General features: G+C 62.3%; 12 protein-coding genes and 2 tRNA genes. 5 read left to right on the top strand and 9 right to left on the bottom strand.

Going from position 1 to position 16,581, the window contains the following annotated elements:
• Positions 1 to 23: 23 nt before the first annotated feature.
• From WHT83_RS14160 to WHT83_RS14175, 4 genes are all read right to left on the bottom strand, one after another.
• A complete protein-coding gene (locus tag WHT83_RS14160; RefSeq protein WP_183261757.1) occupies positions 24 to 968 on the bottom strand; it encodes an NrtR DNA-binding winged helix domain-containing protein in 945 nt (314 codons plus the stop codon).
• Between the two features lie 274 nt (positions 969 to 1,242).
• Positions 1,243 to 2,052, bottom strand: coding sequence for a GGDEF domain-containing protein (locus WHT83_RS14165; RefSeq protein ID WP_183261755.1), 810 nt, complete (start codon positions 2,050 to 2,052; stop codon positions 1,243 to 1,245).
• A gap of 194 nt (positions 2,053 to 2,246) precedes the next feature.
• On the bottom strand, positions 2,247 to 4,664 hold the full coding sequence (locus WHT83_RS14170; protein ID WP_318761934.1) for a bifunctional diguanylate cyclase/phosphodiesterase: 2,418 nt from the start codon (positions 4,662 to 4,664) through the stop codon (positions 2,247 to 2,249).
• 12 nt (positions 4,665 to 4,676) lie between these two features.
• On the bottom strand, positions 4,677 to 5,207 hold the full coding sequence (locus tag WHT83_RS14175; RefSeq protein ID WP_108608434.1) for a molybdopterin-dependent oxidoreductase: 531 nt from the start codon (positions 5,205 to 5,207) through the stop codon (positions 4,677 to 4,679).
• A 198-nt stretch (positions 5,208 to 5,405) separates the two neighbouring features.
• Between WHT83_RS14175 and WHT83_RS14180 the strand changes: the two genes are divergently transcribed.
• Positions 5,406 to 5,765, top strand: coding sequence for a 6-carboxytetrahydropterin synthase (locus WHT83_RS14180; RefSeq protein ID WP_108608433.1), 360 nt, complete (start codon positions 5,406 to 5,408; stop codon positions 5,763 to 5,765).
• Between the two features lie 328 nt (positions 5,766 to 6,093).
• Here the strand turns inward: WHT83_RS14180 and WHT83_RS14185 are convergent.
• A tRNA-Val gene (locus tag WHT83_RS14185) sits at positions 6,094 to 6,169 on the bottom strand.
• A 212-nt stretch (positions 6,170 to 6,381) separates the two neighbouring features.
• On the opposite strand from WHT83_RS14185, the gene WHT83_RS14190 reads away from it, so the two are divergent.
• Positions 6,382 to 6,458 (top strand) — tRNA-Asp (locus tag WHT83_RS14190).
• Here WHT83_RS14190 and WHT83_RS14195 read toward each other — a convergent pair.
• The 3 genes from WHT83_RS14195 to bcp all read right to left on the bottom strand — a co-directional run bounded on the left by WHT83_RS14195 (position 6,447) and on the right by bcp (position 8,879).
• Positions 6,447 to 6,647: a hypothetical protein gene (locus WHT83_RS14195; protein WP_406871517.1), complete on the bottom strand. Its 201-nt coding sequence runs from the start codon at positions 6,645 to 6,647 to the stop codon at positions 6,447 to 6,449. The genes WHT83_RS14190 and WHT83_RS14195 overlap by 12 nt on opposite strands.
• Positions 6,648 to 6,754: 107 nt before the next feature.
• The gene (locus tag WHT83_RS14200; RefSeq protein ID WP_406871518.1) at positions 6,755 to 8,023 is read right to left on the bottom strand and encodes a peptidoglycan DD-metalloendopeptidase family protein; all 1,269 of its coding nucleotides are present in this window, start codon (positions 8,021 to 8,023) and stop codon (positions 6,755 to 6,757) included.
• A 388-nt stretch (positions 8,024 to 8,411) separates the two neighbouring features.
• The gene (bcp, locus tag WHT83_RS14205; protein ID WP_406871519.1) at positions 8,412 to 8,879 is read right to left on the bottom strand and encodes a thioredoxin-dependent thiol peroxidase; all 468 of its coding nucleotides are present in this window, start codon (positions 8,877 to 8,879) and stop codon (positions 8,412 to 8,414) included.
• A 102-nt stretch (positions 8,880 to 8,981) separates the two neighbouring features.
• Between bcp and WHT83_RS14210 the strand changes: the two genes are divergently transcribed.
• Positions 8,982 to 12,386: a DUF3971 domain-containing protein gene (locus WHT83_RS14210; RefSeq protein ID WP_406871520.1), complete on the top strand. Its 3,405-nt coding sequence runs from the start codon at positions 8,982 to 8,984 to the stop codon at positions 12,384 to 12,386.
• Positions 12,387 to 12,462: 76 nt separating this feature from the next.
• Here WHT83_RS14210 and tyrS read toward each other — a convergent pair whose 3' ends face one another.
• Positions 12,463 to 13,716 carry a tyrosine--tRNA ligase gene (tyrS, locus tag WHT83_RS14215; RefSeq protein ID WP_406871521.1) on the bottom strand — a complete coding sequence of 418 codons (1,254 nt, stop codon included), beginning with the start codon at positions 13,714 to 13,716 and terminating at the stop codon, positions 12,463 to 12,465.
• A gap of 105 nt (positions 13,717 to 13,821) precedes the next feature.
• On the opposite strand from tyrS, the gene WHT83_RS14220 reads away from it, so the two are divergent.
• Both WHT83_RS14220 and WHT83_RS14225 read left to right on the top strand, forming a co-directional pair.
• On the top strand, positions 13,822 to 14,946 hold the full coding sequence (locus WHT83_RS14220; protein WP_406871522.1) for an anhydro-N-acetylmuramic acid kinase: 1,125 nt from the start codon (positions 13,822 to 13,824) through the stop codon (positions 14,944 to 14,946).
• Between the two features lie 95 nt (positions 14,947 to 15,041).
• On the top strand, positions 15,042 to 16,400 hold the full coding sequence (locus WHT83_RS14225) for an esterase-like activity of phytase family protein (protein WP_406871523.1): 1,359 nt from the start codon (positions 15,042 to 15,044) through the stop codon (positions 16,398 to 16,400).
• Positions 16,401 to 16,581 lie beyond the last annotated feature (181 nt).

Here is a 16,581-nt window from a genome sequence, read left to right on the forward strand (position 1 = left end):
AGTCCTGTCAAGCGGTGATTTGCTTATTTGGTTCCGGCGGCCGGGCGATCGTCGAGCACGGAGTGACGGAAGCGGAACAGTTTCGCCGGGCGTCCGCCAGTGTCGGCGCTCATTTCGCCGGTCTCCTCGACGAGGTCCTGCTGTTCGATGAGACGGCGGAAATTCTGCTTGTGGACCGTCACGCCGGCCAGCGCTTCGACCGCGCGCTGCAGTTGCAGCAGCGTGAAGGATGGCTGCATCAGCTCGAACACCACGGGACGGTATTTGATCTTGGTCCTGAGGCGCCCGATCCCGGTTGCCAGGATACGCCTGTGGTCGCCGGTCATGGCCCGGCCGGGAACGGTCGCTGCAACCTTGGCGCCCCGTGCGCGAACCGCCTCTTCGACCAACCCTGCCTCGTAGAGCAATTCGTAGCGCTGCAGCACCATTTCTTCGTTCCAGTGGCGATCGTCGAACCCGAAGGCGCCTGCGGCGCGACGCAGGCGGTTCTGCCGCTCGTCCTGCTGCTCGGCCTCGTCGGCCCACTGGCGCAGGCGCGGCACGATGATGTCGCCGATGATTTCAGGTGCGCCTTCACGATGGTCTTCCCATGGAAAGAACTCGTACCAGTTGCGCCAGCTTCCTGGCGGGGTGCGGTGCGAGGGTTCTTCGCGCGTCAGGCCAAGATAGCTGATCGAGATAACCCGGCCGGCCGGTTCGTCGCTGCTGCGGTCACGGTCGGCAAAGGTATAGAGCTGTTCGATATAGCCGACCGGATGGCCGGTCTGCTGCTCCACCCAGTTGCGCAGGCCCGATTGCAGCGAGCGGTGGATAAGTTCGAACGGACCGGAGGGCAGGGCGGAGCCATCCTTGACGGTCAGCACCACCGGGTTGCCGTTGGGGGCTGCGACGAGCACCGCGATCAGGTCCGCACTGATCGCGTGACGCTCTGCTGCACTTTCCCTGGTCACCCCTGAAGTATCCCGCATTTCGCCCTGGTTGGATTCTGCTGGCCGTGATCGGATGGCCAGATGGATCAAAGGTCAACACCCAATCGCCTGCAGCAGGCAATGTCATGCTCAGCTATTGGCCTGCAGGAGCAAGAAAATCCACACTGCCTACGAGATTTGCGAATGACGCTGGGGCAGGGATGCTTTGCCGTCACAGCTTTGCGGAACCGTCGGAGGCATCGGCTCCCGGGGCCTTCGCGCTGAGCATACGCTTCGTGTCTCAGCGGAGGGATCCGTCCCCTTGGGGAGATGGTCAGTGAAGCGAAGGCCGGGACGACGAACGGCTGTCCGGCAGGCGGGTCGATTCGATGCGATTGCGGCCTTTTTCCTTGGCAATCCGGATCTGGTGGTCGGCAGCAACAAGCAGGTCGTCGGCAGTAGCCTCCGTCTCGAACAGCACCGCGCCGACGCTGACCGTCAGCGGCCAGTTCGACCCGCTGGGTTCGAAGCGCACTTCGGACACGGCATGACGAATGCGTTCCGCGACCTTTTCGGCGTTTTCCTTGCTGGCGCCGGGCAGGTATACGCCGAATTCGTCGCCGCCGATGCGGCCGACCAGATCGCCGCTCCGGACCGTGCTCCGGATGATGCCCGCAATGACACTGATCGCCTGGTTTCCCGCGCTGTAGCCGATGTGCTCGTTGATCCTCTTCAGATGGTCGATGTCGACCATCAGGAGCGCGCCCTTTCGCCGGCCGGTTCCCGTCGCGAAAACGTCGATTGCTGCCGAGAAAAGCGTTCCGTTGAGACAGGAGGTCAGGCTGTCATGCGCAAGCTCTTGCGCGTATTGCTGCTTCAGTGACGCATTCTCGTGCAGTTTCAGGCCGAGGAAGGCAAGCAGCGGCGCGATGAACAGGACCGGGAGAATGAAGGCGGTCAGGAGGCCCGGACGAACGGCGTCGGCGCCGCCGAAAACGAGGGCCTGCAGGGCCCACGAAATAGCTATGTATGCGAGAGTGCCGGCTACCGTCAGGAGTGTAACCTGAAACCACTTGCGGTTTGAAAATGCACTGAGCTTGCTGAACATCCGTCCCCGCGACTCAAGCTTCTGCTGCCCGATCATTTCGGCTTATCCGACCTGGCAACTGAGAGACAGGCGCATCGATCATGCATCACAGCTAAGAAGCGGTAAGGTTAACGATTGCTGAATTCTCAACCTCTGGCATCGCCGTAGCAAGCCCCATGATCGAGGCAGCAGGGTGGTTCCCGGGAACCCGTCCCACGCGCAGCATCCACCGCCCGCTGCATGCGCAACGTCTAGGCCAGGGTCAGCCTGTCGTGTGGCTTTTCGAGATATTTGCGGAGTTGAGCAGCCGGTTTCGGCGCACTGAAGAAGTGTCCTTGAACCGCATCACATCCGGTGGCCCGAACGATCAGGAGCTGTTCTTCGGTTTCGACGCCCTCGGCGATCGTGGTTATTTCCAGTGCATGGGCCAGGTTCACGATCGCACTGACGATGGCCATGTGATCCCTGTTGCCGGCGATCTCCGCGATGAACGAGCGGTCGATCTTGACCTTGTCGACCGGAAAGTTCCTGAGGTAGCTGAGCGACGAATAGCCCGTCCCGAAATCATCGAGCGAGATCAGGACTCCCAGCGAATGGAGCCGGTTCAGGGCATGCAAGGTTTCCTTGCTGTCGTCGAGCAGGAGGGATTCCGTGATCTCGAGTTCGAGGCGCTCGGCTGGCAGGCCTGTCATCGCCAGCACGGCGGAAACGGTTTCGACGATATTACCTCTCCGGAACTGGCTCGGCGACAGATTGACGGCGACATTGACATTGCCCGGCAGGCTCATGGCTTCTCGGCAGGCACCTTCCAGCACCCAAGCGCCTAGCTGCACGATCAGGCCCGTGCTTTCGGCGATGGGGATGAACTCGTCCGGTGAAACGTGGCCACGTTGGCAGCCGGGCCATCGCAGCAGAGCTTCCACCGTCGTGACTGCCTTGCTTTGAAGATTGATGATCGGCTGGAAGGCGAGTTGGAACTCCTTGTCGAAATCGGCAGCTCTCAGGTCGAGTTCAAGCATGCGGCGACGCTGCAGCCGGTCATCCATCTCCGGCTTGTAGAATTGATAGGTCCCGCGCCCGTCGCTTTTGGCCCGATAGAGCGCAAGATCCGCATTCTTCACCAAGTCGTCAGGGCCGGTCTTGGTTTCCGATTCAAGCGCAATGCCGATGCTGGCGCCGACGACCACCAGATGCCCATCAAGCTGATACGGCTGTTCGAGGGCTTCGATGAGGCGCCGCGCCACCCGGCCCGCCTCGTCGCGTCCGACTGCCGGCTGGACGATGAGGAATTCATCACCGCCAAGTCGGGCCACCACGTCGTCATCGCGCACGAGGCTTGAAATGCGGGACGCGACCTCGCGCAGCAATGCGTCGCCGATAGGGTGGCCGAGCGTATCGTTGACGTTCTTGAAATTGTCCAGGTCGAGGCAAAGGACCGCAGTGTCCTTCTGGTGGCCATGACCTTGCATGAGAATTTGTTCCAGGCGCTCGCGCAGCAGCAGGCGGTTGGGAAGCCCGGTCAGCGGGTCATGCCGCGCCATATGGGCGATGCGTTCTTCCGCCTGGTGACGTTCGGTGATGTCCTCGTAGGTCGCGACCCAGCCCCCTCGCTCCATCGGCTGGTGGCTCACGGAGATGATGCGGCCATCGGTCAGCTTCTGCAGCAGGATGCCGGGCTTGCGGTGGTCGATCAGCTGTTGCTGTTTCCAATAGGCGAGCTCGGCGCTCTGCTGCGTCGAAGTCCCTGCCTTGATCGAGCTCAACTTGACCTGTTCCGGCGTTGTCCCGGGCGGCAGGCTTTCCGGCGGGACCCCGTACATGGTGGCGAACTTGCCATTGCTCACGATCAGCCGTTCGTCGGCATCGAACATGCAAAGCCCATGCGACATGTTGCTCAAGGCCGCGTCGAACAGGCCGTTCTGGGTTGCCAGGGCATGATTGGCTTCAAGCACGGCAGCGTTCGCACCCTCCAGATCCTTTGAGGTGCGCCGCAGGTCTGCGTTCACGGTGTTCAGCGCATCGTAGGTATGCGTCAGCAGGCGATTGTGCCATCCGAGCAAGCCGATAAAGGCCAGGCTGCAAAGGAAGAAACCAACCGCAACGGCGGAGAAATTGCTGTGCAGTCGCAGCAGCTCGTTGTCGACCTTCGCCATCTGGATGGCGCTGTACTGATTGGCTTCCGAGGCGAGGCCGATGAGGTCCGTTTCCAGCGGTGCCATCGATAGCACCGCCGATCGGGCGACTTCAGGTTCGCCGATGCGGCTCATCACGCCGTCCAGTTCCGCGATGAGCTCGGACAGCCGGCGGACCGTCTCCTCCCGCTCTGCCGCTTCGCTCACGAAGGTCTGGAACTGGCCGCTTGTGAACAGGCTGAGTCGGCCCTTCAGGATGTCGAATCGAAGTTGCACCTCGGCTTTGAGAGGTTCGCTCCCGGAGGCCGCAAGCGCGGTGACGCGCTGCGACAGCCGCAGATATTCGTTCATCCCCTGGCTGGCGCTCCACGCCACGTCATATCTGGAGATCTTGCCGATCGATGCCTGGCGCTCATAGATCACGAACGACAGATACGCTGCGGCAACGGCGAAAGCGGCGATGGTTCCGATCAGGAGTGTCTTGAGCAGGTGGAATGCGAACGCGCGGCGGGAACCAGGCGCAAACAAGGAACCCATGACATGGGTTCCCTACCGCACGATCAGACGGGCAAGCTGCCATACCGAGCGCGAATAGAACTGTTGGCTCTGTAGCGCGGGATCGCTGTCGTAGGGATAGACGATGAAGAGCGGGCCTTTGTCGCTGACTGGCATGTACTGACCGTCACGCTTGAGAGCCAGCAGCACGCCATGTTCCGCGAAATCCTTGAGCGGGAGCGTCGTGCTGTAGTCGTTGAGTGCTACCGCGACGACCTCGTCGCCGTCGGCGCCAACGAGCTTCATGATCTTATCTAGCGGGACGCCTTCGAATTTTACCTTGCCGGTAAACCATGGTGTCATCGTCTCGAATGATGTGACGCCAAGCTCCTCGAGCATGTCGCGATCGAACTGCGCCTTACCGTCGGCATTGGTGACACCAATTTTGCCTTCGATTGTCAGGATCGGAGTACCCTTGGGAGTCCCGAGTTTTCCCTCTTCGGCATTGGCGGCAGAGAGCGCAATCAGCACTATCGACGACGCCACCGCCAGGGCGCGAAAGATTGAAGACGGAACGTGGTACATTGGCGTGCTCTCCTGGTGCTGTCGCGCTGTTTCAGATGGTGCCTGAGCTCGCTGAACAACGTATTAATAGAATGCGAATTTCCTAATGTGCCACGGCCCGGAAGTCGACGCATGCGCTTTATCCGGTTTGACCCGTTGGACGTCCGATGGCAGATTGCGCACGAGCTTTAAATAGAATTCAGATGGATACGACTGCAAATGGTTGAGACGTTCAAGGAGTTTACTTTCGAGGCAGCGCATCAATTGCCGCCATTTTCCGGGCTCCACGGTCATTCGTTTCGGGTCAGCGTCCATTTGGTTGGCGCTCCCGATCCCGTTTTCGGCTGGCCGGCCAACCTCTACGAGGTAGAGAAGCGAATCGAAATCGTTCGCAAAACTCTCGATCACACGTATCTCAACGACATCGAGGGCCTTTCCGTTCCGTCGATCGAGAACATAGCGCGCTGGATCTGGGAGCAGATGGAGGATCACTTCCCGCAGCTCGATCGTGTTGCCGTCGCGCGCGGCGCGGACGGCCAGGCCGAAGGCACCGTCTATCGCGGCAGGCTGGTGAACTAGGATCGGCCCGCATATCGCGAAAATGCCGTCGGGCGACGGCAGCGCTGGCTAGGGCGCAACCAGCAGGCCGATTCTTGTCGGCCTGCTGTCGCATCTCCCGCGGACGTATGGCGGTGGGCGCCAGATGCAGCGCTGCTGCAGCAGCGGCTGCAAATTGAATTCATGCTTCCTTGACGTGACCGCATAGAACGCGAGCCGATCCGCCCCCGATCGTGCCATGTGCGGTTTTTGCCGATGATCCGGCCGTCCATCCAGGTCCATTGGACCTTGGCGAACTTCGCAATTCGGACCGAACGAGCCGAAGCGCCTGATAATTTCAAAGGAGGAGTGGTGGGCGATGACGGGCTCGAACCGCCGACATCTTCGGTGTAAACGAAGCGCTCTACCAACTGAGCTAATCGCCCCAACCGCGCGGAGCAATAAGCGGTTCATTGTTGATCTGCAAGTTGAAATGCATGCCGCAACGGCAGGCAAGTGTGCGCCGAAGCCGGGTTTCCGGTGCCTTGAAAAATAGACGGCGAAGATTGTCGATTATCTCTTCGATGTCGCTTGACACCTAACAACGAACGCCGTAATTCACCGCCAACGACGCGGCGCCCAGCGCAACGTCCAGAGCGCGGGTGTAGCTCAGTCGGTTAGAGTGCCGGCCTGTCACGCCGGAGGTCGCGGGTTCGAGCCCCGTCACTCGCGCCAGTTTTTCAAGAGCTTAGCTCTTGTAGACTGCTCCAGTTTCAAGTCTTTCTCCCAGCCACGTTTCAATTTTTGTATTCGTTGTGTTCCTGGTCGACCTTTTTGCGGTTGTGCTGGGTTGATGTTGCGCGCAAGCCTATCTGCTGCTGCCTTTTCGCGCTTCAACTGCGAATCACTGCTGCCAAAAACCATCGATCTGGTCGGGACAGGGCGCTGCCCCTCCGGGCCGCGCCCGATGCAGCTTTGCTGTCCCTATGGTTGGCCTGCTTCGAGAATCGCTTCCGATTCGCGCGCTCGCGTCAGAGATACTGGCCGAGCTTCTTGCCCGCCTTGATGAAGCGCAGCGGATCGATGGCATCGCCGCCGCGGCGTACCTCGTAGTGCAGGTGCGGCCCGGTCGAGCGGCCGCTGCTGCCGACCTCTCCGACCTCGTCGCCCGCCACGACCGTCTGGTCGGGCGCCACCAGTACCTTGCTCAGATGTGCGTAGCGCGTGACGAAGCCGCCGCCATGGTCGATCTCGACCATCCGGCCATAGCCGCCATTCCAGCCGGCCTTGGTAACGACGCCGGCGGCCGTTGCACGCGCCGGAAAGCCGAAGGGTGCGCGGAAGTCCATGCCCGAATGCAGCGCCGGCATGCCGATCAGTGGATCCTTGCGGACGCCGAATCTGCTTGAGATGGAATGGCCGGGGGCAGGGTTGGCGAGTGGCAGCTTGCGCGCCTGCGTCTTGATTCGGTCGAGCGTATCGAGCGCTTCGTCGAGTTCCTTGACCTTGCTGTCGAATGCCATCGGATTGTCGAGCGCGACGAGCGGGCCGCCGACGCCCGACTGTCCAAGACCGGCATCGACCGGCAGCCCGGCTCCCTCCAGCGCTTCGGAAATGACGTCGGCCGTCTGATAGGCATTTTCTGCCAGCGTACCGATGCGCGCGACTTGCTCGTCCTCGATGCTGCGTAGCGACTTGTTGATGGCGACAAACAGCTTGTCTGCGCGGTCGGCGCGGCTTTCGCTGTCGGGTGTGATCGATCTGGTCGACCAGAAGGAGAAGGGACGCATCGCGTCGCTGCTGGCGGCAAGGGTCACCGCGCCGGCTGCTTCGATCGTCTTGCCGTTCAGGCTGGCGCGTTCGTCCGGTGTCTTGGCCGGCGCTGCTGGCTCCGCCACTGCCGTGGCCCGTTCCAGGACTGGCCCCAGGCGCCCGTTTCGTTCGCTGAGCTGCGACTGCCGCGCCAACAACTCGCTGACCTTCGTCTCCATCAGTTGCTGGTCGAGCAACTGCCGGCTGGTGATGCGGTCGACCTGGGCGCGGAGCGCCGAGATCCTGTCTTCATAGGCGTGCTGCATGCGCGCCTGGCGGGCCGTGGCGGCGCCGATGAGGTCGTCGCGCAGCACAAGATAGGAGGTCGCAAGGAGGTAGCCGATCGCGACAGCGGCCAAAGCCGAGCCTGCGGCGGCAGCGACCCATGGGCGCACGGTAAAATGCCGGATCTCGTTGCCGCGCGCGATGATGACCGTGTGGGGTTCTTTGCGCCTGCCGAAAACGGCCGCCTGATTTTCTGGTTTCACCGGACCGAACTCTCATAACGAGACAGCGACCATCCGATTACACATTATTAGGGTTAACAAAGCTTTGCGCGCCTGATGCCGGGCCGGCCGGGTTTTCGGCTCAAGAAAACGAAAGCCCGCCTGCATGAGCAGGGCGGGCTTATTGTCAGATTTGAAAATACAGTAGGTTGGTTCATATGCCGTGATGCTGGCCTTCTAAAGGCTTGCAAAACATTGGCGCCTGAGAATCATTTACTTCAGCGCAGGAAGAGCCAAAGCAGGATGATGATTGGGATCGGAATACCGATCATCCAAAGAATGATGCTGCGGAACATCTTGTTTCTCCCGTCGATTACGTCCTGTCTGCAACGCAGGGAGAAGGGATCGGTTCCGCAGCCGGCGATTTTCGCTACAGCGCCTTCACAGCCTCGAGAACCTCTGCGGCATGGCCCGGTACCTTCACCTTGCGCCAGATGCGCGCGATCTTGCCGTCGGCGCCGATCAGGAAGGTCGAACGCTCGACACCCATATATTTGCGGCCATACATGCTCTTTTCGGTCCACACGCCATAGGCCTCGAGCGCCTTTCGCTCCTCGTCGGCGACAAGGTCGATGCCAATTTCATACTTGGCCTTGAATTTGTCGTGTTTCTTGGCGCTGTCGGGCGACATGCCGATGACCACCGCTCCAGCCTTTTCGAACTGCGGCTTGAGCTGGCTGAAATCGATCGCCTGTGCCGTGCAGCCGCTCGTATCGTCCTTGGGATAGAAATAGAGGACAACCGGTTTGCCGGCGAAGTCGGAAAGCGTCAGAATACCGCCACCGTCGCGCGGCAGAGCAAATTGCGGGGCGGTTTGGCCGGTCTCGAGATCAGACATATCGATACCCTTGTTTGAAGTTACGAGTGAGCTCGCAAGGATGTCAGGTTAATAATGCCGGACTTGGATTCGTCCACGACCGAAACGACTACGGGACATCGCGTGGTTCAGGAAGTGCCCCGGCACGAGAAAATCCGGTTCAGGCGCGACGAGATCACCGATCTCGGCGCAATGCCTTCGGCTGCCGGCCAGGAGCTGGTCCGCGAGCGCCCTTCGTTGCGGCGCCGCGCCGGCCATTGCGTGCTTGCCGCCGTGGCGGTGCTTGGTTCGCTGGTCCTGCTCGTCATCATTGCGATTGAAGCCCTCAGCTATTCCGGCGTCGGCCAGGACCGGATGCGCGCCGAGGCGGAGCGGGCGATCGAAGGCCTGGCCGGTGTCGATGTCGACGTTTCGATGGGCCAGGTACGGCTGGCGCTCGACGGGCTCAGGCTGATTGCCGTCGAGGTTCCCCATGTTCGGCTGAAGCGAGCCGACGGCAAGGCCATGGCTGAAGCCGGTATGATGCGATTTGGCATCCGGCTCTTGCCGTTGCTGTCGGGCGACGTGCGCCTCGGTGCCGCCAAGATTTCCGAGGCCCGTATCGTCGTCGACGCCATGCCTGAGGGCGGCGGTACCGACTGGAGCGCCGTGCTGCGCAATCCGGACGGGCTGATCGATCCGCAGAAACTGTTGAACGAGACGTTCCGGGGCGTTCACCGCGGCTTCGAGGCGGTTCAATACGACGCGATGCGCGAGATCGCGCTGGCCAATGTCGATTTCGTGCTGCCGTCGGGTGGCGAGGTCAATGTCGTTCGCGTCGTCGATGCCTCGCTGGCCAAGACGCGAACCGGCGAGCTGAGAATCGATGCCAATTTCGACGTCGACGGTCGCGGTGTCGCGCTTTCGGCCTCGGCCGCCCGCGCCGCCGGTACCGATCGCATCGCTGTGCTGGATGCCACCGTATCGATGAGCGATCCCTATGCCGGAAAGACCGACATACCTGCCGCCAAGGCCAGCCGGATCGGTTCTGCCGACCTTGTCATCACCGGCCGCGAGGGCACAAACGGCGAAGGTTCCGAACTGATCGCCAAAGGCTCGATCGGTCAGTCTACGCTCGATCTCGAACAGCGCGGCCAGCTTGTCGGCGACATTGCCATCGACCTGCGCCTGGCCGACGGTCTGGAGAAGCTCGATATCCGCCGATTGCTCGTTACCACCGGCCGTTCGACGTTCGATTTCAGCGGCGGCTTGGGCCCGCGGCCGGCCACGGGCGTCGCCGGCGACAACCCTGCCTATCGCTTTGAGCTGATGAGCCGCGAATCGCGCCTGGCGCCTGGGGAATCCCCGGAACCGGCTTTGACTTTTCTAGCCCGCGTTGCCGGCACCTATGACATCGTGACCAGGACGCTGGCTGCCGAGCAGATCGGCGTCAAGTCCGGCCCTGGCGGTGAAGCGCTCGGCAAGGCTTCGGTCCAGTTCGCCGAGGGCAAGGCGCCGGGGATCTTCCTGGCATTCAATGTCCACGACATGTCGGTTGCGCATGTGAAGCAGCTTTGGCCGTGGTTCTCGGCACGTAACGCCCGGCTTTGGGTGCTCCAGAACCTGTTCGGCGGGCGTGTGGTCGACGGCAACGTGCAGTTCGACGTCAAGCCCGACCGCCTCGGCAACGGCGTACCTCTCACTGCGCAGGAAGTATTCGGCCGCTTCGAGATCGACGGTGCGCGTTTCGATACCGCTGGCCTCATTCCGCCCATCCGCGACGCCAGGGGCATCGTCGAGTTTCATGGCAACGACGTTGATGTCGCGCTGTCGTCCGGCACGGTGTTCATGCCCAGCGGCCGCACCGTGGCGGCGAGCAACGGCAAGCTGAAGGTCGCCAAGGCCAACGTCATGCCGGTGATCGGCGCGCTCGACATCGATGTCACCGGCAGCGCGGACGCCGTTGCCGAACTTGCCTCCTACGAGCCGATCAACGCCATGCGTCATGTCGGCATCCTGCCGGAGGAATTGACGGGCGACGTCATCGGCAACGTCAAGGCCGACATACCGCTGACCCGCGGCATCGATACGGACACCCTCGATTGGACCGTGGCGTTGAATTATGACGGCCTGTCTGTCGCCAAGCCGCTCGACGGGCAGAAACTGTCGGACGCGAAAGGCACGATCACTGTCACGCCCGACAAGGCGGTCATCGCCGCCAACGGCAAGCTCAATGGCGTTCCTGCCGAACTGAACCTCGTCGAGCCCCTGCGCGACAAGGATATCGCCAAGGAGCGCAACGTCCAGTTCGTGCTCGACGACAAGGCACGCAATGCCCTCGTTCCCGGCCTGTCGGACATGCTTTCGGGCACCATCAAGGTAGACGTCGAACAACTGGAACAGGGCAGGCGTAACATCGATGCCGACCTCACCGGGGCGCGGCTCGATCTCCCCTGGGTCGGCTGGAGCAAGGGGCCGGGCATTCCAGCCAAGGTCTCGTTCACGATGGATGTCGACGGCGAGCGCTCGACGCTGTCCGACTTCCGTTTGACCGGAAAGACCTTCAGCATCGGCGGCGATGTCTCGCTCGCCAATGGCAACCTGACCTCCGCGCGCTTCGGCAAGGTGCAGCTTAACCGTGGCGACGATGTCGACGTCAGCATCAAGCGCTCCGGCAAGGGGTTTGCGGTTCAGGTGAACGGCAATTCGCTCGACGCCCGGGCGCTGATCAAGCAGTTCATGTCCGACGTCGACACTGCTACCAAATCGGCGGGGACGGGTGCCGTGTCGGTCACCGCGAACGTCGGGACGCTAGTCGGTTTCAGCGGCGAGAAGCTTTCCAACGTGACGCTCGAATATTCCGGTTCAGGGTCGAAGGTCGGTGGGCTCAAGGTCAATGCGACGGCGAACTCGGGCGGACTGATAACCATCAGCAACGTCCTGCAGGGCCAAGGCAGGCGGCTCGATGTGCGCTCGGCCGATGCCGGTGCCATCCTGCGCTTCCTCGATGTCTATCCGCGCATGCAAGGCGGCAGCCTGGCACTGGCGCTTGAATCGGCCGGCGATGGCCCGCTCAAGGGCCAGGTCGACGTGCGAGAGTTCTGGGTAGTTGACGAACCGCGTCTCGCCTCCATCGTTTCCAGCAAGCCTGTCGGCGACAATCGCAGCCTCAACCAGGCGGTGCGCAAGGACATCGATACCTCGCGCGTCAAGTTCGAGCGCGGCTTCGCCCAGATCGACAAGCGGGAGAAATATCTGGCGCTGGAGAATGGCGTGCTGCGCGGGCCGCTGATCGGCACCACCTTCCAGGGCGTGCTCTATGACCAGCAGGGGCAAATGAACATGACCGGCACCTTCATGCCGGCCTACGGCCTCAATCGCCTGTTCGGCGAGCTGCCGCTGGTCGGCGTCATCCTGGGCAATGGCCGCGACCGCGGCTTGATCGGCGTGACCTACAAATTGTCGGGCGACGCCAATGCGCCCAAGCTGCACGTCAATCCATTGTCGGTGATCGCGCCCGGCATCTTCCGCGCCATTTTCGAGTACTGAGCCGCGGGCATTTCAATCCCACAAACGAAAATGGCCGGCAATGCCGGCCATTTTGTATCCTAGCGGGGCGGCCCGATCAGGTCGGGCGCACCAGGATATGCTTCTTCTTGCCGAGCGACAGCTTGACCACGCCTTCCGGCGTCAGGTCTGCCGTGGTAACGGCGCGGCGTTCGTCATTGACCGCCTGGTCGTTGATCCTGACGGCACCGCCCTGGACGTGTCGGCGTGCTTCGCCGTTCGAGGTGGCAAGCCCGGCGCGCACGACGAGCGCAAGCAGGCCGATGCCGGCCTTCAGTTCGTCACCGGCAACGTCCACCGACGGCAGCGTCTCGGCCAGTGCGCCTTCCTCGAAGGTTTTCCGCGCCGTTTCAGCCGATTGCTCGGCGGCGGCGCGGCCATGCAGCATCGCCGTCACTTCGGTCGCCAGCACCTTCTTGGCGTCGTTGATCTCGGAACCGCCGAGGGCAGCGAGCCGTGCGATCTCGTCGAGCGGCATCGCCGTGTAGAGCTTCAGGAAGCGCTCGACATCGGCGTCCTCGGTGTTGCGCCAGTACTGCCAGAAATCATACGGGCTCAGCATGTCGGCGTTGAGCCACACCGCACCGTTCATCGACTTGCCCATCTTGGCGCCGGAAGAAGTCGTCAGCAACGGTGAGGTCAGCGCGTAGAGCTGCGGCGTGCCCAGGCGGTGGCCGAGGTCGATGCCGTTGACGATGTTGCCCCACTGGTCGGAGCCGCCCATCTGCAGGCGCAGGCCGTAGCGCTTGTTGAGCTCGACGAAGTCGTAGGCCTGCAGGATCATGTAGTTGAATTCGAGGAACGACAGCGACTGCTCGCGGTCGAGGCGCTGTTTGACGGAATCGAAGCTCAGCATCCGGTTGACCGAGAAATGCTGGCCGACGTCGCGCAGGAATTCGAGATAGTTGAGCGGTAACAGCCACTCGGCGTTGTTGACCATCATCGCATCGCGCGGGCCGTCGCCGAAGGTCAGGTAGTTGGAAAACACCTGCTTGATGCCGTCGATGTTCGACTGGATCATTTCTGGCGTCATCAGCTTGCGTGCCTCGTCCTTGAAGGACGGGTCGCCGACCATGCCGGTGCCGCCACCCATCAACGGGACGGGGCGATGGCCGGTCTTCTGCATCCAGTACAGCATCATGATCTGGATCAGGCCGCCGGCATGCAGGCTCGATGCGGTCGGATCGAAGCCGATATAGGCAGACACGGTTTCCTTGCAAAAGAGGTCGTCGAGGCCGGCGTCATCGGAGGTCTGGTGGATGAAGCCGCGCTCGGAAAGGGTGCGCAGGAAATCGGATTTGAAGCCGGACATGGTTCTTTCTCTTGGCGGACGATTGGATCGGACGATCCGGCATTGGATCGGCGAAGCTGGGGCTTTAGCATCTGAAGCCTTGGAATCACAAGGACGGCGGACTTCATGGCGCTTCTGACAGCCATCGGACTAATGAGCGGCACCTCGATGGATGGCATCGACCTCGCCATCCTGCGCAGCGACGGCGCCAATGTCATCGAATTCGGCCCGTCGATGGCGGTGGCCTATGATGCCGCGTTTCGCCGTCGCATCGAGGCCTCGCTCGAAACAGCAAAGGCGATCGTCCGCCGCGAGGACCGCCCCGACGATCTTGCCGAGTTGGAGCGCGAGATCACGCTGCGCCACGCACGAGCGGTCTCAGACTTCCTGCTTTCCCTGCCGGCCGAGTGGCAAAAGCCCGATGTGATCGGCTTCCACGGCCAGACGGTGCTGCACCGGCCACATCTCGGCGTGACCGTCCAGCTTGGCGATGGCGCATTGCTTGCCCGCGAGACCGGCATCCCCGTCGTCTATGACATGCGCGCCAACGACATGACCCATGGCGGGCAGGGGGCGCCGCTGGTGCCTGCCTACCACGCCGCACTCGCCCGCTCGCTGTCCGAACCCTATGGCGCGATGAAACCCGCTGTGTTCGTCAATGTCGGCGGCATCTCCAACATCACTTACGTGCCGGAAACAGGCGCCCCGGTCGCCTTCGACACCGGCCCCGGCAACACGCTGATCGACCAGTGGGTCAGCCGTGAGGGCGGCGTTCCCTACGATGCCGGCGGCACCATCGCCAGTGAGGGCGGCGTGGTGACCGAGGTGGCCACGCGCTATCTCGACAGCCCGTTCTTTGGGAAATCCGGGCCCAAATCCCTCGACCGCAACGATTTCACGCTTGCCCTGGCCGAAGGCCTCGAACTGTCCGACGGCGCCCGCACGCTGGCCCATGTCTCGGCCGAGGCGATCCTGAAATCCGTCGCGCATATGCCCGCGCCGCCAAAACTTTGGATCGTCTGCGGCGGCGGCCGCAAGAACCCGCACATCGTCGGCGATCTCAGGGCAGGCGCGGAAAAGGCGGGGGCGGAAGTCATCGTCGCCGAGGACGCCGGTCTCAATGGCGACGCCACCGAGGCCGAGGCCTGGGCCTATCTTGCGGTCAGGTCGGCGCTCGGCCAGCCGCTGACCTTCCCGACGACGACCGGATGTCGCGAGCCTGTGACCGGCGGCCAGCGCGCCGAGCCCTGATCGGGAGACTTCATCAAAGTTTCATCGGGGCGTCACCCGCCCGACATGGCACGGACCTAGCTGGAGGGCGTTCCTTCAACCAATCGGGGTCCACCATGCGACGCTCTCTCTATCTGGCTGCGGCCGTTCTCGCGCTCTCCACCGCTTCCGCCTTCGCGGATGAGACGGAATTCAAGGCGACGCTCGCCGGTCACGCGATCCTGCCAGCCAACACCATCATCGCAGCGCCCGAAAATGCACCCGAGCACCTGCGCACCTCGGGCAAGTTTACGACCCCTGACCGCAAGCGCGCCGAAAGCCTGGGCACCGTCCCCGGCAAGGATGGCGTCCGCCTGACCGGGCTATCGCTGCCCTTCGACGGCCAGCCCGTCCAGGGCTTCTCGGGCATCAAGGCGGTCGGCGACGGCACGTTCTGGTCGCTGTCGGACAATGGCTTCGGCAACAAGCTGAATTCGACCGACGCGGCGCTTATGCTGCACCACATCTCGTTCGACTGGGACAAGGGCACGATGAACCGCATCAAGACGCTGTTCCTCACCGATCCCGACCGCAAGGCGCCGTTCCCGATCGTGCTCGAAGGCTCCGACACGCGCTTCCTCACCGGCGGCGACTTCGACGTCGAGTCGATCCAGCCGGTTGCCGACGGCTTCTGGGTCGGCGAGGAGTTCGGCCCCTACCTGCTCAAGTTCGATCTCGACGGCAAGCTGACCGACGTCGTCGGCACCGTGGTCGATGGCAAGCCGGTCAAGTCGCCCGATCATCCGACGCTGACCGTCCAGGCCAACCCGACGCTGCCGATGCCGGCCTTCAATCTCAAGCGCTCGGGCGGCTATGAGGGCCTTGCGCAGTCGAAGGACGGCTCCAAGCTCTACGGCCTGCTCGAAGGCGCGCTGTTCAAGGACGACGGCACCATGGAGCAGGTGGAAGGCAACCGCGCGCTTCGCGTCATCGAATTCGACGTTGCCAAGAAGGAATGGACCGGCCGCAGCTGGCTCTACCCGCTCTCCGCCGGCGGCGATGCCATTGGTGACTTCAACATGATCGACGCCACCACCGCTCTTGTCATCGAGCGCGACCAGGGTGCCGGCACAGCCGCCAAGGCTTGCACTGACGCCAAGAACCCGCAACCGGACTGCTTCGCCAATCCGGCCCTGTTCAAGCGCATCTACAAGATCGAGATGTCCGACGCCAATGTCGGCGGCGCGGTGCGCAAGATCGGCTACATCGACCTGATGAACATCGCCGACCCCGACGACAAGAAGCGTCAGGGTGGCGGCGAGGGCTTCTACGACATGCCCTTCAACACCATCGAGAACGTCGATCTGGTCGATGACACCCACATCGTCGTCGGCGACGACAACAACCTGCCGTTCTCGGCCGGCCGCGCCCTCGACAAGGCGGACGACAACGAGTTCGTGCTGCTCGAGGTCGGCGAGTTCCTGAAGGCCAAGTGAGGCGCCTATAGAAATGAAGGGCGGCCGCCGGCCGCCCGCGATCGAGGCAAGGAGAAAGGTTTCGGCTTGGCCGGAGCCTTTCTTCAATGCGGTGAAAACATTTATGCGGGCAGCGACAAAACGCGCCTTTGACCTTCCAGGGCGTGCTGGTCGTATAGCGCCAATCTGGCTTGCGAAGGCG

The organism is Aminobacter sp. P9b (genome assembly GCF_045345995.1).
GTDB classification, from domain to species: Bacteria; Pseudomonadota; Alphaproteobacteria; order Rhizobiales; family Rhizobiaceae; genus Aminobacter; species Aminobacter niigataensis.